Source organism: Halobacterium hubeiense (assembly GCF_001488575.1).
In the GTDB taxonomy this organism is placed as follows: Archaea; Halobacteriota; Halobacteria; order Halobacteriales; family Halobacteriaceae; genus Halobacterium; species Halobacterium hubeiense.
In genome coordinates, this window is sequence record NZ_LN831302.1 from 540,919 (window position 1) to 562,260 (window position 21,342).

General features: G+C 71.4%; 17 protein-coding genes. 11 read left to right on the top strand and 6 right to left on the bottom strand.

From position 1 onward, the window contains the following. The first annotated feature begins 122 nt into the window (after window positions 1-122). The 4 genes from gltB to HHUB_RS02700 all read left to right on the top strand — a co-directional run bounded on the left by gltB (window position 123) and on the right by HHUB_RS02700 (window position 7,357). On the top strand, window positions 123-4,574 hold the full coding sequence (gene gltB, locus HHUB_RS02685; protein WP_059055991.1) for a glutamate synthase large subunit: 4,452 nt from the start codon (window positions 123-125) through the stop codon (window positions 4,572-4,574). Between the two features lie 76 nt (window positions 4,575-4,650). Continuing rightward, entirely contained in the window at window positions 4,651-5,640 is a 990-nt protein-coding gene (locus tag HHUB_RS02690) for an SDR family oxidoreductase (RefSeq protein WP_059055992.1), read from the top strand. 156 nt (window positions 5,641-5,796) lie between these two features. After that, the gene (locus HHUB_RS02695; protein WP_059055994.1) at window positions 5,797-6,267 is read left to right on the top strand and encodes a GNAT family N-acetyltransferase; all 471 of its coding nucleotides are present in this window, start codon (window positions 5,797-5,799) and stop codon (window positions 6,265-6,267) included. 31 nt (window positions 6,268-6,298) lie between these two features. Further along, complete coding sequence (locus HHUB_RS02700; RefSeq protein ID WP_059055997.1) at window positions 6,299-7,357, top strand: NAD(P)-dependent glycerol-1-phosphate dehydrogenase; 1,059 nt, start codon at window positions 6,299-6,301, stop codon at window positions 7,355-7,357. On the opposite strand, the gene HHUB_RS02705 is transcribed toward HHUB_RS02700, so the two are convergent. Genes HHUB_RS02705 through HHUB_RS02720 form a run of 4 tightly spaced genes read right to left on the bottom strand, consistent with a single transcriptional unit; the run spans window position 7,354 to window position 11,530 of the window. After that, window positions 7,354-8,388, bottom strand: a complete 1,035-nt coding sequence (locus tag HHUB_RS02705) for a lysylphosphatidylglycerol synthase domain-containing protein (protein WP_059055998.1) — start codon at window positions 8,386-8,388, stop codon at window positions 7,354-7,356. The genes HHUB_RS02700 and HHUB_RS02705 overlap by 4 nt on opposite strands. Before the next feature lie 37 nt (window positions 8,389-8,425). Then, a complete protein-coding gene (locus HHUB_RS02710) occupies window positions 8,426-9,478 on the bottom strand; it encodes a M48 family metallopeptidase (RefSeq protein WP_059056000.1) in 1,053 nt (350 codons plus the stop codon). A 42-nt stretch (window positions 9,479-9,520) separates the two neighbouring features. Further along, window positions 9,521-9,706: a hypothetical protein gene (locus HHUB_RS02715; RefSeq protein WP_059056002.1), complete on the bottom strand. Its 186-nt coding sequence runs from the start codon at window positions 9,704-9,706 to the stop codon at window positions 9,521-9,523. 30 nt (window positions 9,707-9,736) lie between these two features. Further along, window positions 9,737-11,530 (bottom strand): S9 family peptidase, encoded by a 1,794-nt coding sequence (locus tag HHUB_RS02720; RefSeq protein ID WP_059056004.1) that lies wholly within the window; start codon window positions 11,528-11,530, stop codon window positions 9,737-9,739. Between the two features lie 109 nt (window positions 11,531-11,639). Between HHUB_RS02720 and HHUB_RS02725 the strand changes: the two genes are divergently transcribed. The 4 genes from HHUB_RS02725 to HHUB_RS02740 all read left to right on the top strand — a co-directional run bounded on the left by HHUB_RS02725 (window position 11,640) and on the right by HHUB_RS02740 (window position 14,283). Further along, on the top strand, window positions 11,640-12,482 hold the full coding sequence (locus HHUB_RS02725) for a hypothetical protein (RefSeq protein WP_059056006.1): 843 nt from the start codon (window positions 11,640-11,642) through the stop codon (window positions 12,480-12,482). 42 nt (window positions 12,483-12,524) lie between these two features. Next, complete coding sequence (locus HHUB_RS02730) at window positions 12,525-13,592, top strand: glycosyltransferase family 4 protein (RefSeq protein ID WP_059056008.1); 1,068 nt, start codon at window positions 12,525-12,527, stop codon at window positions 13,590-13,592. Window positions 13,593-13,681: 89 nt separating this feature from the next. Further along, window positions 13,682-13,894 carry a DUF7557 family protein gene (locus tag HHUB_RS02735; protein ID WP_059056009.1) on the top strand — a complete coding sequence of 71 codons (213 nt, stop codon included), beginning with the start codon at window positions 13,682-13,684 and terminating at the stop codon, window positions 13,892-13,894. After that, window positions 13,891-14,283: a PIN domain-containing protein gene (locus HHUB_RS02740; protein WP_059056011.1), complete on the top strand. Its 393-nt coding sequence runs from the start codon at window positions 13,891-13,893 to the stop codon at window positions 14,281-14,283. The genes HHUB_RS02735 and HHUB_RS02740 overlap by 4 nt, the downstream gene beginning before the upstream one ends. 3 nt (window positions 14,284-14,286) lie before the next feature. Here the strand turns inward: HHUB_RS02740 and folP are convergent, their stop codons facing one another. Further along, window positions 14,287-16,716, bottom strand: a complete 2,430-nt coding sequence (folP, locus tag HHUB_RS02745; protein ID WP_059056012.1) for a dihydropteroate synthase — start codon at window positions 16,714-16,716, stop codon at window positions 14,287-14,289. Window positions 16,717-16,877: 161 nt separating this feature from the next. On the opposite strand from folP, the gene HHUB_RS02750 reads away from it, so the two are divergent. Next, complete coding sequence (locus HHUB_RS02750) at window positions 16,878-17,675, top strand: hypothetical protein (protein WP_059056014.1); 798 nt, start codon at window positions 16,878-16,880, stop codon at window positions 17,673-17,675. A gap of 210 nt (window positions 17,676-17,885) precedes the next feature. Continuing rightward, window positions 17,886-18,125 (top strand): amphi-Trp domain-containing protein, encoded by a 240-nt coding sequence (locus HHUB_RS02755; RefSeq protein ID WP_059056016.1) that lies wholly within the window; start codon window positions 17,886-17,888, stop codon window positions 18,123-18,125. Window positions 18,126-18,149: 24 nt separating this feature from the next. Here HHUB_RS02755 and purH read toward each other — a convergent pair whose 3' ends face one another. After that, on the bottom strand, window positions 18,150-19,760 hold the full coding sequence (gene purH, locus HHUB_RS02760) for a bifunctional phosphoribosylaminoimidazolecarboxamide formyltransferase/IMP cyclohydrolase (RefSeq protein ID WP_059056018.1): 1,611 nt from the start codon (window positions 19,758-19,760) through the stop codon (window positions 18,150-18,152). Window positions 19,761-19,928: 168 nt separating this feature from the next. On the opposite strand from purH, the gene purB reads away from it, so the two are divergent. After that, window positions 19,929-21,305 carry an adenylosuccinate lyase gene (purB, locus tag HHUB_RS02765; RefSeq protein ID WP_059056020.1) on the top strand — a complete coding sequence of 459 codons (1,377 nt, stop codon included), beginning with the start codon at window positions 19,929-19,931 and terminating at the stop codon, window positions 21,303-21,305. Window positions 21,306-21,342 lie beyond the last annotated feature (37 nt).

The following is a 21,342-nucleotide window of genomic DNA, read 5'->3' on the forward strand; positions in this document are numbered from 1 at the left end:
CGACACGGCTCGCGGCCGGCTCGGGCGACGCGCTCGAACACCTAAATTTACCTTATACGCATCTATATTACCCTTAGTCATTCAGGAGTAGGGTTTTACTCGGTCGTGCCAGTGGGTGTCACATGCACCAGTCCGACAGTGCGAACAACCTCCTCGCAGACCCGACCGACGAGCGGTCGAACTGCGGGGTCGGGGTCGTCGTGGACCTCGACGGTGGCCAGTCCCATCGCGTTCTCTCTGACGCGCTCGACGTACTGGAGAACCTCCAGCACCGCGGCACCACCGGTGCCGAGGAGAACACCGGCGACGGCGCCGGCGCGCTCATCCAGACGCCCGACGAGTTCTTCGCCGACGTCTTCGGCGGCGTCCCCGACACCTACGCGGTCGGCTCGTTCTTTCTGCCGCAGGACGCCGACGAACGCGCCGACGTGGTCGAAACCGTCGAAGCCGCGCTCGCCGACCACGGCCTCGCCGTGGACGCGTGGCGCGACGTCCCCACGGACAACAGCGACCTCGGGCAGACCGCCCTCGACTCCGAGCCCCACGTCGCGCAGGCCGTAGTACGTCCGGAGGACGCAGATAACTTCGAGAAGGCGCTGTACGTCGGCCGACAGGCCGTCGAAGCCGCCGTCGACCACGAGCGCTTCTACGTCTGCTCGCTCGACGCGGACACCGTCGTCTACAAGGGCCTCCTGAAGGGCGACCAGGTCGCGGACTACTACCCCGACCTCACCGACGAGCGCGTCGAGACCGGGTTCGCGCTCGTGCACGCCCGCTTCTCCACGAACACGCTGGGCGCGTGGCACCTCGCGCACCCCTACCGGAACATCATCCACAACGGCGAGTTCAACACCATCCGCGGGAACGTCAACTGGATGCGCGCCCGCGAGGCCGACCTCGAGGCCGAGGGGTTCACCGACGACGAACTGGAGACCGTGCTCCCCGTCATCGACGACCCCGAGCAGTCCGACACCGCCAGCGTGGACAACGCCCTCGAACTGCTGATGCAGACGGGGCGCTCGCTGCCGCACGCGCTCCGGATGCTCGTCCCCGAGGCGTGGCAGGGCGACGACGAGATGAGCGACGCGCGCCGCGAGTTCTACGACTACCACGCCAGCCTCGTGGAGCCGTGGGACGGCCCCGCGCTGGTCATCGGCACCGACGGCGACCGCATCGGCGGCGTCCTCGACCGGAACGGCCTGCGCCCGTGCCGCTACGAGAAGCGCTCGGACGGCACGCTCGTGATGGCGTCCGAGCAGGGCGCGCTGGAGGGCGACGTCAGCGAGGTCGAGGAGCGCGGCCGGCTCCGCCCCGGTCAGCTGTTCCTCGCGGAGCCCGGCGAGGGCATCGTCGACGACGAGGACGTCTTCGCGGACCTCACCGACGACCGGTACGGCGAGTGGGTCGAAGGGAACCAGCTCCGCCCGGAGACCGGCGAGGACGTGCTGCCCAGCGACCCGACCGAGGACCTGCGCTCCGAGCAGGCGATGTTCGGGTACACGCGCGACGAACTCGACGAACTGGTCGCGCCGATGGTCCAGGACGGCAAAGACCCCGTCGGCTCGATGGGCGACGACGCGCCGCTGCCGGGCATCTCGGAGTTCAATCACCCGCTGGCGTCGTACTTCCGCCAGCTGTTCGCGCAGGTCACGAACCCGCCGATCGACTACATCCGCGAGGACCTCGTGACGAGCATGGAGACGCGGCTCGGCCGTCAGAACAACCTCCTCGGGGAGTCACCCGAGCACGCCGAGCAGGTCGTCCTCGACAGCCCGGTGCTGGCCGATAGCGACCTCGACGCGGTCGTGAACGCGGGCCTGCCGACGGCGACGCTTGACCTCTCGTTCGGCTTCGAGGAGTCGCTGGCGGACGCCGTCGAGCGCCTCCAGCGCGAGGCCGCCGAGGCCGTCGAGGACGGCGTCGAACTGCTCGTGCTCTCCCAGCGCGAGGCCGGCGAGGACGCGGTGCCGGTGCCGAGCCTGCTGGCGACCGGCGCGGTCCACCACCACCTCACCCGCGAGGGGCTGCGGGCGCGGACCGGCCTCGTCGTCGAAGCCGGCGACGTGCGCACCGTCCACCAGCTCGCGGCGACCGTCGGCTACGGCGCGGGCGCGGTCAACCCCTACCTCGCCATCGAGTCCGCCCGCGACATCGTCGCCGGGCCGGACGGCCCCGAGCCCGAGGAAGCGGTGTCGTCGTACCTGCAGGCGCTCGAAGACGGCCTGCTGAAGGTGATGGCGAAGATGGGCATCTCGACGGTTGAGTCCTACCAGGGCGCCCAAATCTTCGAGGTCGTCGGCCTCGACTCGTCGGTCGTCGACCGGTTCTTCTCCGGGACGCCGAACCGCACCGAGGGCGTCGGCCTCGACGAGCTCGAAGCCGACGTCCGCGCGCGCCACGCCGCGGGCTTCGACGACGAGCCCGACGTCGAGCGCGTCGGCGAGTTCGAGAACCGCACGTCCGGGCGGTTCCACCAGTGGAACCCCCAGACGGTCCACAGCCTCCAGGAGGGCGTGGACAACGGCGACTACGAGGCGTTCGAGGACTACGCCGAACACGTCAACGACCAGGCCGAACAGCTCCAGACGCTTCGCGGCCTCCTGAACGTCGACACCGAGGACCGCGAGAGCGTCCCCGTCGAGGACGTGGAGCCGGCGTCGGACATCGTCGAGCGGTTCTCGACCGCGGCGATGAGCCTCGGGAGCCTCAGCCCGGAGGCCCACGAGACGAACGCGGAGGCCGCCAACGCCATCGGCGCGAAGGCCAACACCGGCGAGGGCGGGGAGCCGCCCGAGCGCTTCGACACCGAGAAGGAGTGCGCCATCAAGCAGGTGGCGTCGGGCCGGTTCGGCGTGACGAGCACGTACCTCTCGGCGGCCGACGACCTCCAGATCAAGATGGCGCAGGGCTCGAAGCCCGGCGAGGGCGGCCACCTCCCGGGGAAGAAGGTCAACGAGATGATCGCGGACGTGCGGTGTTCGACGCCGGGCGTCGGCCTCATCAGCCCGCCGCCCCAGCACGACATCTACAGCATCGAGGACCTCAAGCAGCTCATCCACGACCTCCGCGCGGGCAACCCGGACGCCCGCGTGCACGTGAAGCTCGTCTCCGAGGCGGGCATCGGCACGGTCGCGGCGGGCTGCGCGAAGGCGGGCGCGGACTGCATCCACATCTCCGGCCACGACGGCGGGACGGGCGCGTCCCCGAAGACGAGCATCAAGCACGCGGGCCTCCCGTGGGAGCTCGGGCTCGCGGAGGCGAACCAGATGCTCGTGGAGACGGGCCTGCGCTCGCGGGTGACGCTGCGCGTGGACGGCGGCCTGAAGACCGGCCGCGACGTCGCGGTCGGCGCGCTGCTGGGCGCCGAGGAGTTCGCGTTCGGCACCGCGTCGCTGGTGTCGGCGGGCTGCGTGATGGCCCGCATCTGCCACACGAACAACTGCCCGACCGGCGTCGCGACGCAGGACCCCGAACTGCGGGACCGCTTCCGCGGCACCCCGGAGAAGGTCGCGAACTACCTCACGTTCGTCGCGCGCGAACTCCGCGAACTGCTCGCGGAACTGGGCTACACGAGCGTCGAGGACGCCGTCGGTCGCGTCGAACACCTCTCCCAGCCGGAGAGCGACCACCCGAAGGGCAAGCACATCGACCTCTCGCGCGTGCTCGCCGAGCCGGAAGGCGACGGCCGCACGCACACCGTCGAGCAGGACCAGCCCGACATGGCACTCGACGAGGGCATCATCGCGGACGCGCAGGCGGCCATCGCGGGCGAGGAGTCCGTCTCGCTGACCCGCGAGATTACGACCCGCGACCGCACCGTCGGCGCGCGCGTCTCCCACGCCGTCAGCAGCGAGCACGGCGTCGAGGGGCTGGCCGACGACACGCTCGACGTCACGCTCGAAGGGAACGCCGGCCAGTCGTTCGGCGCGTTCCTCGCCTCGGGCGTCACGATGTCGCTGACCGGCGCCGCCAACGACTACGTCGGGAAGGGGCTCTCGGGCGGCACGCTCGCCGTCGAGACGCCGCCGGAAGCGGGCTTCGAGCCCGCGCAGAACACGCTCGTCGGGAACGTCGCGCTGTACGGCGCGACCGACGGCGAGTGCTACGTCAACGGCGTCGCCGGGGAGCGCTTCGCGGTGCGGAACTCCGGCGCGCACGCCGTCGTGGAGGGCGTCGGCGACCACGGCTGCGAGTACATGACCGGCGGCATCGTCGTCGTGCTCGGGGACGTCGGCCGGAACTTCGCCGCGGGGATGTCCGGCGGCGTCGCGTACGTCCACGACCCCGAGGGCGACTTCGAACAGCGCTGCAACACCGGGATGGTCGCGGTCTCCCGCGACCTCTCGGAGCGTGACGAGTCCGCGATTCGCCGGCTCGTGGAGAACCACGCCGCGCGCACCGACAGCGACCGCGCGGCCGAACTGCTCGGCAACTGGGAGGAGGCCGTCTCGGAGTTCGCGGTCGTGATGCCGGACGCCTACCAGGAGGCCATCGACGAGCGGCCGGAGGCGGACGCGCGCCGCTCGCTCCCCGCCAGCGCGAGCGACGGCTCGGTCGCCGGTAGCGCCGACTGAGCGCCTCGTTCGGTTCTTCTCTCGGTTCGACTTCCGGATAGCCACCGCTTTTGTCGCGGCCACCCAATCCCCGCGTATGGATTCCGCGCTCGTGGTCGGCGGCACGCGGTTCATCGGCCGCCACCTCGTGGAGGAACTGCTCGCCCACGACTACCGCGTCACGACGTTCAACCGCGGGAAACACGACGACCCGTTCGAGGGTGACGACCGCGTCCACCACGTGCAGGGCGACCGCACGGACCGGAAGGCCCTGCTGACGGCGAAACGCGAGGTCGAGCCCGACGTCGTCTTCGACTGCGTGGCGTACGAGCCCCGCGAAGTCGAGCACGCCATCGACGTCTTCGGCGGCGTGGACGCCTACGTCTACGTCTCCAGCGGCGCCGCGTACGCCGACGAGGACGTCCCGAAGCGCGAGGACGAGACGACGCTGGAGAGCTGTACGGCCGAGCAGGCGACCGACGACTCGCCGGAGACCTACGGCCCGCGGAAGGCCGCCGGCGACCGCATCGTCTTCGAGGCCGCCGAGCGCGGCGTGAACGCGATGAGCGTGCGACCCCCCGTGGTCTACGGCCCCCACGACTACACCGAGCGGCTGGCGTACTGGGTCCACCGCGTCGCGGAGTACGACGAGGTCGTCGTCCCCGGGGACGGCACGAACCTCTGGCAGCGCGTCTACGTCGAGGACGTCGCGCGCGGGATGCGCCTCGTCGCCGAGGAGGGCGAGCCCGGCGAGGCGTACAACGTCGGCGACCGGAACGCGGTCACGCTCGACCGGATGCTCGACCTGATTGCGGACGCGCTCGGGACGGACGTCGAGCGCGCGTACACGAGCCCGCGGGAACTCGAAGTCGCCGGTCTCGACCCCGAGGACTTCCCGCTGTACCGCGACTACCCCCACCTGCTGGACACGTCGAAGGTCGAAGCACTCGGCTACGAGTCCACGCCCGTGGCGGAGGCGATGGAGCGCACCGTCGAGGCCCACCGCGAGAACGGGCGCACCGGCGAGGAGGAAGGGCCGGACCGCGAGGACGAGCAGCGCCTCCTCGACGTGCTGGACACGCTGTAGCGCGCCACTCACACCCACACCCACCGAGCACTTATTTCGCGGCGCGGCGAACGACGGCGTAGAGCGATGACCCGGCTTCTCGTCACGTGACGGCTCCCCGTTTGTGGGGGTCGTCGCAGCTCGGACCGCGTTCTGACCGCCGCCACGGACACACCTATGCGAATACGAGAAGCCACAGCCGACGACGCACAGACCGTCAAAGACGAACTGCTCGTGCCGGGGTTCCGCGAGACGGCCGCGGTCGCGCCCGAGTACAGCGAACTCGACGAGGAGGGGGTCGCCGACGCCGGCATCGACCGCTGGCTCGGCGACGACGACCGCGTGCTGTTCGTCGCCGAAGCCGACGACAGTCTCGCGGGCTACGTCTCCGGCGGCCGCCACGACAGCCCGACCATCTACGCTCGCGGGCCGTACGCGAACGTCGACGGCCTCTACGTGAAGCCCGCGCTCCGCCGCGACGGGCTCGCCGACCGCCTGCTCGACCGCTTCGAGGCGTGGGCGGCCGAGTGGGGCTGCGAGCACGTCGGCGTCTCCGCGCACGTCGAAAACGGCGCCGCGCTCGCGCTGTACGACGACCGCTACGAGCGGACGTACGTGAGCTATCGCGGCCGGCTCGGCGACGAGTAGACTTTTACTCGTCCCCGGGCGAGGCTTGGACATGTTCGAGAAGTCGAAGTGGATACGCCTCCCGCGGAGCGTCGTGCTCGGCCACGACGTGCTCTCGCAGACCCGGGAGGTCGTCGTCGAGACCCACTTGACCGGGCGGCCGCTGGTCGTCACCAGCGAGACGCCCCGCGAGGTGGCCGCCGACCGCATCGTCGCGCAGTTCGAGGCCGCGGGCGACGACCCCGAACTCGTCGTCGTGGAGGAGGCGACGTTCGAGGCCGTCGAGGACGTGCTGGAGGTCGCCCGCGGGATGGACGTCGGCTACCTCGTCGGCGTCGGCGGCGGCAAACCCATCGACATCGCGAAGATGGCAAGCGACCACCTCAACGTCGGGTTCGTGAGCGTGCCGACGGCGGCGAGCCACGACGGCATCGTCTCCGGGCGCGGTTCGGTGCCGGAGGGCGACACCCGCCACTCGGTCGCGGCGGCGCCGCCGGTCGCGGTGGTCGCGGACACGGGCGTCATCGCGGACGCGCCGTGGGAGCTGACGACTGCGGGCTGCGCGGACATCATCTCCAACTACACCGCGGTGAAGGACTGGCGGCTCGCGAACCGCCTCCAGAACGTCCCGTACAGCGAGTACGCGGGCGCGCTCAGTCAGATGACCGCGGAGATGCTCGTGGACAGCGCCGACTCCATCAAGCCCGAACTGGAGGAGTCCGCGTGGATGGTGATGAAGGCGCTGGTCTCCTCGGGGGTCGCGATGTCCATCGCGGGGTCGTCGCGGCCGGCGTCGGGGAGCGAGCACCTGTTCAGCCACCAACTGGACCGCATCGCGCCGGGGAAGGCCCTGCACGGCCACCAGGTCGGCGTCGGGTCGATTCTCGCGGAGTACCTCCACTCCGGCGAGCAGGGCCAGTGGCGGTCGGTGCGGGACGCGCTGGCGTCTCTCGATGCGCCGACGACCGCGGACGGCCTCGGCGTCACCGACGAGGAAGTGCTGGAGGCGCTGACGTCCGCCCACGAGATTCGGGACCGCTACACGATTCTGGGCTCCGGCATCAGCGAGGACGCCGCCGTCGAGGCCGCGACGAAGACCGGCGTCATCTAGTCGGCGAACCCGCCGGTCGCCGCGACGTCCAGCGTCCACAGGGAGAGCCCGCCCGCCATCACCTGCACGAGCAGCATGCTCGACCGGTAGAGCACGAGCGCGGACGCCAGTTCGCCCAGCGAGTGCGGCGTGAACGCGACGAGCACGCCGCCGAGCGCGACGTCCACGGGGCCGACGCCGGCGGGCAGGGGGACGGCGCGCGCGAACCCGGAGACGGTCACGGCGACCATCACGACCGCCGGCGACACCACCACGCCGACCGCCAGCAGGCTGACGAACAGCGGAATCATCCAGCACAGCCACGCCGCGTGGGCGGCCGCGACCATCGTCGCGAACCGCGAGCGGTCGGCGGCGAGCCGGCGCAGCGTCGCGAAGAACTCGTCGAGGCCGCGGCGCACGCGCTCAGCGTCGAGGGGCGCGTCGTAGCCGGGGACCACCCGCTCTAGCACCGGCTCCAGCGCGCCGGCGATTCGAGTGACGGCGGTGGCGACGCCCGCCCGGTAGGCGTCGAGGAGGACGCCCGCGGCGGCGATGGCCGCCAGCACCGCGGCGAACGCCACGAACAGCCCGACCGTCCCCGACGGGTCTTGGCCGACGGCGGCGACCGCGAGCACGCCGACGCCGCCGACGACCGCGGACGCGACCATCATCACGAACTCCCAGCCGGTGACGCCCGCGATGGCCTCGCTGACGGTGACGTCGCCGTGGCGGCTCACCGTGTACGCGACGAACCCGCCGCCGCCGACGTTGCCGGCGGGGAGGAAGTTCCGGACGATGGCGGCGCCGTAGAACGCCCGCCGCGCGAGCGCGCCGCGGACGCTCCACACCGGGAAGCCGAGCGCGACCCGCGTCCCCTCGCCGCCCGCGAGGAGGGCGAGCGCGGCGCCCAGCGGCGCGAACGCGTAGACGGCGAGGTTGGCGTCTCGGAGGTTGCGGAGGACGCGGTCCCAGCCGACGCCGGTGACCAGCAGGGCGGCGATGGCGACGGCGACGACGACCCGGAACGCGACGCGGCGGCGGTCGAAGTCCACGGTGGCACCTCGCAGCGAGTCAGGAAAAACGGTTGGGTCACCGGAGCCGGCCGCGGCGCCGGCCGACCGCGGGGTGGAACGAGAACAGGCGGGCGAGCCGCGAGCGCTCCGTGGGGACGAGGCCGCGGTCGGCGAGCGTGGCGAGCGCGCGCTCCATGGCGGCGTCCCCGACGCGGGCGGCGGCGTAGGCGTCCGCGTCGAACTCCGTCCACCGAACCAGCGGGCCGACCGCGAGCAGCAACGCGGCCGAGAGCGCGATTGCGGGGACGAACGCCTCGACGACGCCGTTCGCGGCGAGGAAGATTGGAGCGAGCGCGACCCCGGTCGCGAGGAAGCGCGCGAGGACGTGACCGCGGCGGTGGTGGGCAACCTCGTGGGCGAGGACGGCGGTCGTGGCGTCGGCGTCGAGCGTGTGGAACAGCGCGTCCGTCACGAACACGTACCGGGCGCCGGGCAGCACGCCCGCGGCGACGGCGTTCGCGACCGGATGGTTGCCGGTCTCGACGACGCGCACGCGCAGGCCGTCGGCGCACGCGGGCACGACGGCGGCTTCGGCGGCGGTCGGCTCCCTGACGGGACCGAAGCGCGCGGCCAGCGACGGAAGCGCGACGGCGACGACCGCGGCGGCGCCGACGACGGCGAGGAGGCTCGCGGTCCCGCTGGGGGCGGCCAGCCACGCGCCGACGACGAACAGCGCGGGCGCGACGAGGACCGCGGCGAACGCGAGGAACCGCCGGACGGTCGCGGCGTAGTCGGTCGCGTTGCCGGTGACGGCCGCCCACGCGGGCCGCGTGCCGAGGTGGACCGCGAGCGCGGGCAGAACGCCGCCGACCAGCACGGTCGCGGCGAGCACGCCGAACGCGCTGGCGGCGTCGGGCGCGGGCAGCGCGGCGGCGAGCGCGTCCGCGAACTCGGAGTCGGTGAACACGAACAGGCCGACGAGCGCGGCGGCGGCCTGCAGGAGGCGGTTCGCGCGCCGCACCCACGACGCCGCGGTCACGCGGTCTGCCGCGCGGACGGCGGCGGCGCCGGCCAGTCGGCTCGCCGCGTACGCGAGGACGGGGAGGGCGAGGACCACGGCAGCGTGCATCACGTGGCGGTAGCTCGGGCTCCTACTAACAGTTGTCGCGGGTCACGCCCGCTGGCGCTGCACGTACGCGTACACGACGGCGAACGCGAGCCCGCCGGCGAGCCCGCGGACGGCCGCGCCGGCGACGTCGCCGTCGAGGACGAGCAGTTCCGCCGCCACGAACACCGCCACCCACAGCGCGACGACGAGCGCGCCGAACACCCACGGGTTCGTCAGGTCGACTTCCATACGCGGCGCTCTCGCCGGAGACGGAAGTAGTTAGACGTGTTCGTCGAGGAAGTCCACGACCGCGCGGTACGCCGTGAGCTTGTTCTCCAGCTTCGTGAAGCCGTGCCCCTCGTCCTCGAAGACGAGTTTCTCCGTGGGGACGTGCTCGCCGGCCTGCTCGACGATTTGCTCGGCTTCCTCGACGGGGACGCGGGGGTCGTTGGCGCCGTGCAGCACGAGCAGCGGCGCGCGGATGCGGTCGGCGTTGTTGACGGGGCTGATGGCTTCAAGGAACTCGCGGTCGTCGGCGAGGCTGCCGTACTCGGCCTCGCGGTGCTCGCGGCGCCAGTCGCCCGTGTTTTCGAGGAACGTCACGAAGTTCGCGATGCCGACGACGTCCACGCCGGCCGCCCACAGGTCGGGGTACTCGGTGAGCGACGCCAGCACCATGAAGCCGCCGTAGGAGCCGCCGTACGCGACCACGCGGTCCTCGTCGACGTCGTCGCGGGCGGCCAGCCACTCGACGCCCGCCTTCCCGTCCTTCACGGAGTCCATCCGGTTGCGGACGTTGTCGAGGTTCATGTACTCGGTGCCGTACCCGGAGGAGCCGCGGACGTTCGGCTCGAAGACGGCGTAGCCGTTGTCCGCGAAGTACTGGCGCAGCGCCGTGAACCACGGGCGGCGCTGGGCCTCGGGGCCGCCGTGGAAGTCCACGACGACGGGGTGGGGGCCGTCGCCGTCCGGGAGCGTGAGGAACGCCGGAATTTCGAGCCCGTCGAAGCTCTCGTAGTGGATTAGCTCGGGCTCGCGGAACGTCTCCTTCGGGATGCCCGCGGTGGCGGCGTCGGTCCAGCGCCGGCTGTCGCCGGTTTCGACGTCCACGACGTAGACGTTCCCGTTCTCTGTCGGCGAGGACGCCGACACCGCGACGCGCTCGCCGTCGCTGTCGAAGCTCAGCCCGAACACCACGCCGTCGAGGAGGTCGGGATCGGGGTGTTCGTCGAGGGTCGCGCCGTCGCTGTCTGCGAGCGTGAGTTCGCTGTAGCCGTCGACGTTCCGGACGTACGCGAGCCGCCCGGAGTCGTGGTGGACCGCGACGGACTCAAGCGGCCAGTCGCCGCCGCGCTCGACTTCCTCGATGTCGCCGGTCTCGGGGTCGAGCAGGCCGAGGTAGTGGGTGTCCGCGCCGCGGTTCGTGCAGACGTAGACGCCGTCGCCGTCCGCCGTCCACGCCACCGAGGAGAACTGCACGTCCTCCTCGAACGGCGTCGCGTGCGTGACCTCGCCGGAGGCGACGTCGACCACGTGGAGGTCGGCGTCGAAGTTCGAGTGACTCTCGTGGAGCAACAGCCGGTCGTCGCTCGGACTCCAGCCCGCCGCCGCGAGCATGTCGTAGTCGTCACCCTCCACGAGCAACTCGGCGTCCGCGCCGGTCTCCTCGCGGCCCTGCACGTAGACGTCGAAGACGCCCTGCTCGCGGCGGTTCGCGGCGTACGCGATGCGGTCGCCGTCGTGGCTCCAGCCGCCGAAGTGGTGTTTCGCGTCCGGGTCGTCGGTGAGCGCCACGTCCTCGCTGCCGTCCGCGGCGAGCCGGTGGAGCTGCCAGAACTCGTCGCCGCCCGCGTCCTTCGCGTAGACGAGTTCGTCGCGGGTCGGCGAGAACGACGCGTGCGCCACGCGCTCGTCGTGGAACGTCAACTGGTCGGGCCACGCCTCCGGCGCGTCCACGCGCCACACCTGATTCGACCCCGTGACGTCCAGCGTGAACGCCAACTCCCCGGCCGGCCCGAACGTCGGGCCGCCCGCGCTCCGCACGTTGAGGTAGCGCTCGATGTCGTAGGCCATGCCACGACCTCCGCTCGGGCCGGCGATAGCGCTTCTGGTCGCGGAACCGGGACGCAGCGCGGGCGAACCCGCCGCCCGTTTTATGCTCATCGGCGCTACACGTCCGCCCGTGACCGAACCGACCGGTGAGTCCGAACACCCTGACACGACGTACGCCTTCGTCGTCGGCCTCTACGCCGGCGTGGTCGGCGGCCCGGCCGCCGTGCTCGCGGTCTCTCCGTGGCTGCGCGGCGCCGGCGCGCTCTACGTCGCGCTGCTCGTCGCCGTGACGGGGCTCGCGACCGCGGTCGGCTGGGCGGCCGCTCGGGCGCCCGGGCTCGGCGTGCGACTCGGCGGCCGGACGGCGGTCTGGCTGTTCGCCGTCGCGCCGTTCGCGTGGGTCGCGGGCGTCGCCGGCGCGGAGGCGGTCGGCGTCGAAGTGCCGTCCGTCGCGGCGGTGTTCGCGATGCTCGCGACGGCCGGCGGCGGCCTGCTCGGACTTGCGGTCGTCGCGATGAGCCACACCCGGTACGCGGACTGGACCACTCGGGACGCCGTCGAACTCGCGGCGTGGGAGGCGCGCTGGCCGAAGCGGTGGCGGCAGGCCGCGATTGCGGTCGTCCTCGTCTCCTTCGTCGCCGGCGCGGGCGGCGTCGGCGCGGAAGCCCTGTTCGGCGTCGAGGACGCCGGCACCGCCTACCTCCTCGCGCTGTTCGCCGTGCCGCTGGCCTCCCTGACGACCGCGCCGCGGACGCTCCGCGCGACCGACGCCGGCCTCGTCGTCGAACGCCCCCACCAGCGGCGGTTCCGACCGTGGTCGGCGTTCTCGGGGTACGACGCGACCGCGGACGCGCTCGTCCTGCGGTCGGCGGCGTGGTGGCGCGTCGACGTCCGCTGCGACCGCGGGGACGTCGGCGACGTCGAAGCGGCGACGGCCGCCCTCGACGACGCGCTCGGGAGCGCGCGCCAGTAGGGAACAGAACCGTTTTTACCGGCGTACCGCGTCCCGGCGAGTATGCGCGTGGCGTTCGTCTCGGAGACGACCGCCCACCACGTCGATGCGGACGACGTCGACCGCCTGCGCCTGCTCGCGGACCTGCTCGCGGCGCGCGGCCACGACGTCCACGTCTGCTGTGCGCAGTGGTGGGAGGGACACCCGGACACGTTCGAGCACGAGGACCTGACGTACCACGCCGTCACTGCCGAGCGCGGCCGGCGCTGGTTCTCGCCGAAGGCGGCCGCCACCCTCCGCGACCTCGACCCGGACGTCGTCCACGCCACGAGTCGGACGCCCGGCCACGTCTACGGCGCGCGCTGGGGCGCGCTGCTGGCGGGCGCGCCGCTACTCGTGGACTGGTACGACCCCCACGACGCCACCGACGGCCTGCGCGGCCGCGCGTACCGCTACGCCGCGCGGAAACCGAGCACGGTCGTCACGCCGTCCCGGACGGTGAAGACGAGCGCCCGCGAGTGCGGCGCGAGCGGCGACGACGTCGAAGTCGTCCCCACCGGCATCGACATGCACGGGATTCGGAGCGTCGAGCCCGCCGACGCCGGCGACATCGTGTTCAGCCGCCGCCTCGACGAGGACGCCAACCTCGAATCGCTGTTCCTCGCGCTGGCGGAGTTCCGCGAGTACGGCTGGAACTGCACCGTCGTCGGCGACGGCCCGGCTCGCGCGGGCTACGAGCGGCAGGCACGGGACCTCCGCATCGACGACCGCGTGGAGTTCGTCGGCGAGAAGAGCGTCGAGGAGCGCGTGCGGCTGTTCAAGGACGCCCACGTCTACGTCCACACGGCCGAACGCACCTCCTTCGGCCTCGATTTGCTTCGCGCGCTCGCCTGCGGCTGCGTCGGCATCGTCGAGTACCACGCCGAGTCCAGCGCCCACGAGCTCGTCGAGACCTACGACCGGGGGTTCCGCGCGACCAACGACGAGGAGATTACGGAGTGTCTGGTGCGCGCTGGCGACCTCGAACGCAAGGACGTCGACGAGACGTTCGCGAAGTACGACCACGACCACTTCCTCGACGCGTACCTCGACGCCTACCGGCGAGCGCAGGAACAGGCGGGCTTGCTCTGAGCGGCGAACCGGTCGGGCCGTCGATTCTACGCCTTCGAGCGCCGAAGCTCGGGAAACGACTATGTATACAGCGGCGTATACGGTGGCGTATGAGCAAGAGCATCCGCGTCGACGAGGAGACGCACGCGGCGCTCGCGGCACTGAAGGGCGACGACGAGTCCTTCGACGAGCTCCTCTCGCGGCTGCTCCGCGAGCGCCGAGAGACCATCGACGCCGGCGCTGGCCTGTGGTCGGGCACCGATGCCGCCGAGGGAGCGCGTGCGGCACGGGAGGAGATGAAAGAGGACGTCGGCACGCGATGACCCTGTACGACAGCAGCGTCCTCATCGACTACCTCGACGGACGGAAGGACGCCGTCGAGTACGTCCGCGACCACCACGGCGACCGCGCGCTCGCGCCGCCGCTCGTGCTCTACGAGGTCTACCAGGGCGAGGTGTTCAAAACCGGGCCGACGGACTTCGACGCCGTCGACGCCGCGCTCGAGTGGCTGGTGGTCGTCGACGAGACGCGCGAGTTCGCTCGCGCCGCCGCGGAACTACAGGACGCCGTCGCAGCCGACGGGTCGCCGCTCGCTGCCAGAGACGCGTTCGTCGCCGGCGCCGCGCGTGCGCTCGACGAGCGACTCGCCGTCGCCGACCGGGACTTCGACGTCGACGGCATCCGAGACGAACTCGACGTCGACTTCCTCTGAGCGCTACTCGTCGTCCGTGCCGCGGCGCGTCCGTTCGGCGACCTTCACGGCGGCGACGTTCTCCTCGACGTCGTGGACGCGCACGATGTCGGCGCCGCGTTCGGCCGCCAGCGCCGTGCCCGCGACCGTCGCGTAGCCGCCATCGTCGGGGTACGAGTCGGCGGCGCCGAACATCGACTTGTGGCTGTGCCCGATGAGCACGGGGCAGCCGAGCGCGTGGAACTCGTCGGTGCGGTCCAGCACCTCGAAGCTCTCCGCGGCGGACTTCCCGAAGCCCAGTCCCGGGTCAACGACGATTTTCTCCCGCGGGAGGCCCGCCTTCTCCGCGAGCAGCACGCGCTCGGTGAGCTCGTCGATGACGTCGTCCACGACGTCGTCGTAGTGGACGTCCTCGCCGGGTTCGACGGGCGCGTTGATGGAGTGCATCACCACGAGCGGCGCGCCGTACTCGGCGGCGACGAATCGCATCTCGGGATCCTCCAAGCCGGTCACGTCGTTGAGGATGTCCGCGCCCGCTTCGAGGGCCTGCCGGCCGACCTCGGCCTTGCGCGTGTCCACGGAAATCATGGCGTCGAGGTCGCTGATGCGCTCGACGACGGGGACGACGCGGTCCAGTTCCTCTTCGAGCGGGACGGGCTCGGCTCCGGGTCGCGTGGACTCGCCGCCCACGTCGATGATGTCCGCGCCCGCTTCGACCATCTCCTCGGCGCGCGCGACGGCGTCCTCGACTGCCTCGTACTCGCCGCCGTCGTGGAAGCTGTCCGGCGTGACGTTCAGGATGCCCATGACGGCGGTGCCGTCCTCCCACGGGTAGCCGTGCTCGACGGGCTCGGTCTGGATGCCCAGCGTCTCCCGGAGTTCATCGGCGTACACGGAGAGCCCGTAGGGCTGGCCGTCGAGCTTCTCGGCGAGGCGCTTGAACTGCGCGAGCGTCCCCATCAGCACGGCGTCGAGGTACCCCCGCGGCTGGGCGTTCAATCCGGACAGAGAGCACTCCCCACCGAGGCTCAACATTTCCTCTTTGAGGTACTGGGCCTGCCGTTTCTGGACGCGCGTCCGGACGACGCGGTGGACGCCCTTCGCGCGCATCCGCCAGACGCCCGGCGGCGTGACGTGCGCGCCCTCCAGCGCGTCCCGGGAGTCGTCCAGACTGTCCACGTCCGTCTGGACGTTCGTGCGCGTCCAGCGCTTGCGCGCTTCCGCGACCGCGAACAGCGACCCCGTGACGAGCACGAGGTCGTCCTCGCCGGCGGCGTCGAGCGCGTCGTCGAGGGCTGCTTCGACCGAGCGCGTGACCGTCGCGTCCGCGCCCGCCTCGTCGAACACCGTCGCGAGCACGTCCGCGTCCTCGGCGCGCTCGGAGTCGGGTTCGCACGCCCACACGCGGTCGGGCGTCGGCAGCGCGTCGGCCATCCCGCGGTGGTCCTTGTCGTGCATCGCGCCGAACACGCAGTGGAGGTTCTCGTAGTCGAACTCCGCCAGCGTCCCCGCCAGCGCCTCGCAGGCCGCCGGATTGTGCGCGCCGTCCAGCACCGTCACCGGGTCCGCGCTCATCACCTCGAAGCGCCCCGGCCAGTACGCCTTCCGCAGGCCGCGTTCGAGCGTGGCCTCGTCCACGTCCGCGACCTGTCGCGCGAGCGTCGCCGCGACGCCCGCGTTCTCCGCCTGGAACGAGCCGAGCAACGGAATCTGGGCGTCCACGGCCCAGTCCGAGCCGGCCAGCGAGACGGCGCTCTCGGTGTGGTTCGTGCGCCCCTCGTAGGTCGCGCGCACGTCTCCATCGCCGCCGACGGTCACCACGTCGCCCGCGTGGTCCCGCACCGCTTCGAGCGCGTCGCCCGTGGTCGCCGTCACCAGCGGGTTCGATTCGGGCGCGACGTGGGCCTTGTCGCGGGCGATTTCCTCGACGGTGTCCCCGAGGACGCTCGTGTGTTCGAGGCTCACCGACGTCACCGCGCTCGCGGCCGGGTCCACGACGCTCGTGGCGTCGTAGCGCCCGCCGATGCCGACTTCCAGCACCGCGACGTCGACGTCCTCGCGGCCGAACTGCCACAGCGCCATCGCCGTCACCACCTCGAAGAACGTCGGCGCGTCCCCGTCGGCGGCGCGCTCGTTGACGTGCGGCCGAACCGCCTCGACGAACTCCGTCAGCGCCGCCTCCGACAGCCGGCGGCCGTCCACGGTGACGCGCTCGCGCACGTCGTCGAGGTGCGGGGACGTGTACAGGCCGACGGTGAGTCCGGCCTCCCGGAGCACGGATTCGAGCAGGCGCGCGGTCGAACCCTTCCCGTTCGACCCCGCGACCTGCACGTACCGCGGGCCCTCGTGGGGGTCGCCGAGCGCGGCCAGCAGGTCCGCCGTCGAGTCCGTCCCGGGCTTGGGCCGGTAGCGGCGGAGGTCCAGCAGGAAGTTCGCCGCCTCGTCGTATCGCATACCAGTTCCGAGCGCTGCGCCCCGCTTTAGGCTGTCGGACGCGCACGCGCGCCGCCGCGACCCCTGTCAGTCGCACAGAATTTGGGGGACGGCACCGGGTTTCGTGAAACGCGGCTTTGTCCTAACGCAACCCACTTTCCCGTGCGGGGGAAAACGCGGACATGCAGCGACGACAGTTCATCGCAGGTATCGCGGCCGGCGCCCCGCTGGGACTCGCCGGCTGTCTCGGCGCGCCCAGTACGAGCGACGACGCCGCGGCGACAGACACGACGACCGACGCGGGGACGCTTTCGGTCGGCGACTCCGTCTCCCTCGCGGACGGCGGGTCGCTGTCGGTCGCCGACGTCGGCGCGGCCGCGTTCGTCGCGACGCGCGGCGAGGGCGACAACCAGGTCCACTCGGAGGCCGACGGCCGCTACGTCACCGTGAAGTTCGCGCCCGACGGCATCGACGACTACCGCTCGTTCGTCTCGGAGCACGTCACGCTCACGCTCAACGGCGACCACGAGTTCGGCGACCCGCTGTTCCCCATCGGCGGCGGCCCCTCGCGGTTCGACGCGGCGTTCGCCGTCCCGTCGGACGTCACGCCGTACGGCGCGACCGTCGAACTCGACGCGGAGGAGACGACGGCGACGTGGGAGCTGGACGCCCGCGACATCGAGGCCATCACGCAGAGCGTCGACTACGAGGTGACGGGGCTGACCGCGCCCGACTCGGTCGCGCCGGGCGCGAGCTTCACGGCCGAACTGGAGGTCGTCAACGACGGCGACGCGGTGACGTTCCGCGGCGTCGTCGAGGGCACCGCCGGCGCGCCGTCCCGGTTCGCGCGCGACGTCGCCGCCGGCGCGACCGAGACGCTGACCTTCGACGTCACCGCGCCGCCCGCCGACGGCGAGACGTTCGACGTGGCAATCGACTACGGCCACGCCGACGCCGCCGCGACCGTCGCCTACGAGTAGGGCGGTAACTCAAACGGCAGTTTGTGTTTCCCCAATCGACTTGATACGTCCCGCCGTCACGTCCTCGTGGAGCGCCACCGGTCCCCGACCCCACACCCCATCACTGCCCCCTCACCTGTGTCAGCCCGCTGGCGCTCCACTGCCCCTTCTCCCCCTCCGGCGAGCGCGTAAGACGCGCATAACGAAGCGCGGCGGGAGCGACGCGTCGGTATGGTTCAGCGAACCACGAGCGCCGAGACGCTCGACAGAGACGCCGTAGCCGCTCGGCTCGAAGGCATCGCGGCGTCGCTGCGCTCCGACGACGAGTTCACCGTCCGCGTCGAGAACAAGGACATCACGCTCCGGCCCACGGACAGTATCACGTTCGAGGTGGACGTCGTCGAGAAGCAGGCGGTGTTCCGCGGCGACCGCGAGACCATCAAACTCGAACTCGACTGGCGGCCCGAGTAACCCGGTCGCCGACCGCGAGCCGGGTCAGTCGTGGCGGAACGTGCGGTGGCCGGTGAACACCATCGCCATCCCGTGCTCGTCGGCTTTCTCGACGACGTCGTCGTCGTTCACCGAGCCGCCGGGCTGGATGACGGCTTCGACGCCCGCCTCCGCGGCGGCTTCGATGCCGTCCGGGAACGGGAAGAACGCGTCGGAGGCCATCACGGCGCCCTCGGCGTTCTTGCCGTCGGCGTCGCGTTCGGCCTTCTTCGCGGCGAGTTCGACGGCGTCCACGCGGGAGACCTGTCCGACGCCGAGGCCGACGGTCTCCGTGCCGTCCGCGAACAGGATGCCGTTGGACTTGACGTGCTTGAGCACGCGCCACGCGAACAGCATCGTCTCGATTTCGTCCTCCGTGGGCTCGCGCTCCGTGACGACTTCGAGGTCCTCGCGCTCGGGCGCCCAGAGGTCCCGCTCCTGCACGAGACGGCCGCCGACCAGCGGCTTCTCCGTGAGCGTCTCCGAGATCTCGCCGAGCGGGCCGGTTTCGAGCACGCGGAGGTTGTCCTTCGCGGTGAGCACGTCCAGCGCGGCGTCCGTGTAGCCGGGCGCGACGACGACCTCCTTGAACGAGTCCGCGACGAGTTCGGCGGTCTCCTCGTCGCACTCGCGGTTGAGCGCGACGATGCCGCCGAACGCGCTCTTGGCGTCCGTCGCGAGCGCGTCGGCGTAGGCCTCGGCGAGCGTGTCAGCGACCGCGGCGCCCGCGGGGTTGGTGTGCTTGATGACGGCGGCGGCGGGCTCGTCGAACTCCTTGATGAGGTTGAGCGCGGCGTCGGCGTCGTTGTAGTTGTTGTACGAGAGCGCCTTCGCGCCCTCGTTGAGCTGGTCGGCGTGGACGACGCTGGCCTCCTCGCAAGTGTCGTCGCGGTAGAGCGCGGCGTCCTGGTGAGGGTTCTCGCCGTACCGCAGGTCGCTGTCGCGGTCGTTGCTCACGAACCGCCGCACCGGGAAGTCGCCGCCCTCGTCGGCCTCGACGGTGACGCCGTCGTCGGTGACGTCGAGGTCGCCGTTCGCCGCCCAGCGGACGGCGCGCGGGTACGCCTCGAACTCCGCGTCGTAGAGCACGCGCTCCTTGAGGTCGCTCTCGTCGTCGCCCTCGTAGACGGGCACCGGCTCCTGCGTGACGACGGGGCCGGCGTCCACGGCCTCGGTGCGGACGCTGCCGTCCTCCGCGACGGCGTTCGTGACGACGTGGACCGTACAGCCCGTCACGGAGACGTCGGCGTCCAGCACTTGCTCGTGGGCGTCAGCGCCGGGGAACGACGGCAGGAGGCTCGGGTGGACGTTCAGCGTGAGCGGCGTCGCGTCGAGGAACACCTCCGAGAGCACGCGCATGTAGCCGTCGAGGCAGACGAGGTCCACGTCGTAGTCGGCGAGGGCGTCCACGACGCGCTGTTCGTGGTCGCGCCGGGACTCGTTCTCTCGGTGTTCGACGACTTCCGTGGGAATGCCCCGCGCCTCGGCCGCGTCGAGGATGGGCGCGTCCGGGTCGTCCGCGAGCACGACGGCGAGGTCGGCGCCGCCGGGCCGCAGGTCGTCGATGTGCAGGAGGTTTCGGCCGCGGTTGCTGGCCAGACCGGCTACGTTCGTCATGTCCCATCGACCGGCGCCCGCGGGCAAAGTGGTTGCGGTTCGCGCCCGGAAAGTATGCACGAACTGGCATAGAAATGTGTGACTACTGCCGGTATTGCCGCGAGTGTATGCACGCTCGTGGTTCGCTCGACCGGCAGGCTTTTGCCGCGAGCGCGGCCACTCCGAGGCATGACCGACACCCACGCCCTTCACGCCGTGACGCCGCTGGACGGCCGGTACGCGGGCCGCACCGAACCGCTCCGCGAGTACGCCAGCGAGGCGGCGCTAATGGGCGCTCGCGTCCGCGTCGAAGTCGAGTACCTGCTCGCGCTCGCGGATCTCGACGAAGTCGACCTCGATTTCACCGACGAGGAGCGCGAAACCCTACGCGCGGCCTACGAGGAGTTCGGCGACGAGGACGCGGCGCTCGTGAAGGCAATCGAGACGGAGGGCGCGCGGGGCTACGACGCCACCAACCACGACGTGAAGGCCGTCGAGTACTTCGTCCGCGAGCACGCCCCGGAGCGCGCGCACCCGTGGATTCACTTCGCGCTCACCAGCGAGGACGTCAACAACCTCGCGCACCGCCTGCTCGTCAAGCCAGCGGTCGAGGACGTACTCGTGCCGGAACTCCGCGAGGTCCGGGACGCGCTCGTGGAGTTCGCCTACGACTACGCCGACCTCCCGATGCTCGCGCGCACCCACGGCCAGCCCGCGACGCCGACGACGTTCGGCAAGGAGATGGCCGTCTACGCCGCCCGCCTCGGCCGCGCAATCGCGCGCGTCGAGGACGCCAGCGACGACCTCGCGGGGAAGCTCGCGGGCGCGTCCGGCACGTGGGCCGCCCACCACGCCGCGTTCCCCGAGATCGACTGGCGCGCGTTCTCCCGGGAGTTCGTGGAGGGACTGGGACTGGCGTACGTCGAACCCACCACGCAGGTGAACCCCAGCGACGACCTCGGCGCGCTGTTCGACGCGCTCACGGGCGTCAACGGCGCCCTCATCGACCTCTCGCGTGACGTCTGGCTGTACGTCTCCCAGCGCTACCTCGGGCAGGAGGCTGCCAAGTCCGAGACCGGCTCCTCGACGATGCCGCACAAGGTCAACCCCATCGACTTCGAGAACGCCGAGGGCAACCTCTCGAAGGCCAACAGCGACCTCGACTTCCTCTCGGAGTACCTCGCGACCAGCCGCCTCCAGCGCGACCTCTCCGATTCGACCGTGAAACGCAACGTCGGCGCGTCGCTGGCGTACTGTCTGCTCGCGTACTCGAAGCTCCAGAACGGGCTCGCGAAGGTCACGCCCAACGAGGTCGTCATGCGCGAGGACCTCGAAGCAAACCCCGAAGTCATCGGCGAGGCCGTCCAGACGATTCTGCGGCGCGAGGGCCACGGCGACGCCTACGAGCGCGTGAAGGACCTCACGCGCGGCGAGCGCGTCACCATCGAGGACTTCCACGACCTGTTCGCGGAGCTGGACGTCGAGGAGTCGGTCCGCGAGGAACTGCTCGCGCTCACGCCCGCGTCGTACACCGGCGTCGCCGGCGACGTCGCACGAGACGCCTGAGACGTTCCGGATTCCTGAAAGCTTATGCCGCGGCGCT

What these genes read in the sequence shown, in the direction of transcription:
- purB (WP_059056020.1), top strand. Translation starts at nt 19,929, where the DNA reads ATGACCGACACCCACGCCCTTCACGCCGTGACGCCGCTGGACGGCCGG.
- HHUB_RS02750 (WP_059056014.1), top strand. Translation starts at nt 16,878, where the DNA reads ATGCAGCGACGACAGTTCATCGCAGGTATCGCGGCCGGCGCCCCGCTG.
- HHUB_RS02740 (WP_059056011.1), top strand. Translation starts at nt 13,891, where the DNA reads ATGACCCTGTACGACAGCAGCGTCCTCATCGACTACCTCGACGGACGG.
- HHUB_RS02730 (WP_059056008.1), top strand. Translation starts at nt 12,525, where the DNA reads ATGCGCGTGGCGTTCGTCTCGGAGACGACCGCCCACCACGTCGATGCG.
- HHUB_RS02720 (WP_059056004.1), bottom strand. Translation starts at nt 11,530, where the DNA reads ATGGCCTACGACATCGAGCGCTACCTCAACGTGCGGAGCGCGGGCGGC.
- HHUB_RS02755 (WP_059056016.1), top strand. Translation starts at nt 17,886, where the DNA reads ATGGTTCAGCGAACCACGAGCGCCGAGACGCTCGACAGAGACGCCGTA.
- folP (WP_059056012.1), bottom strand. Translation starts at nt 16,716, where the DNA reads ATGCGATACGACGAGGCGGCGAACTTCCTGCTGGACCTCCGCCGCTAC.
- purH (WP_059056018.1), bottom strand. Translation starts at nt 19,760, where the DNA reads ATGACGAACGTAGCCGGTCTGGCCAGCAACCGCGGCCGAAACCTCCTG.
- HHUB_RS02695 (WP_059055994.1), top strand. Translation starts at nt 5,797, where the DNA reads ATGCGAATACGAGAAGCCACAGCCGACGACGCACAGACCGTCAAAGAC.
- gltB (WP_059055991.1), top strand. Translation starts at nt 123, where the DNA reads ATGCACCAGTCCGACAGTGCGAACAACCTCCTCGCAGACCCGACCGAC.
- HHUB_RS02690 (WP_059055992.1), top strand. Translation starts at nt 4,651, where the DNA reads ATGGATTCCGCGCTCGTGGTCGGCGGCACGCGGTTCATCGGCCGCCAC.
- HHUB_RS02735 (WP_059056009.1), top strand. Translation starts at nt 13,682, where the DNA reads ATGAGCAAGAGCATCCGCGTCGACGAGGAGACGCACGCGGCGCTCGCG.
- HHUB_RS02715 (WP_059056002.1), bottom strand. Translation starts at nt 9,706, where the DNA reads ATGGAAGTCGACCTGACGAACCCGTGGGTGTTCGGCGCGCTCGTCGTC.
- HHUB_RS02710 (WP_059056000.1), bottom strand. Translation starts at nt 9,478, where the DNA reads ATGCACGCTGCCGTGGTCCTCGCCCTCCCCGTCCTCGCGTACGCGGCG.
- HHUB_RS02700 (WP_059055997.1), top strand. Translation starts at nt 6,299, where the DNA reads ATGTTCGAGAAGTCGAAGTGGATACGCCTCCCGCGGAGCGTCGTGCTC.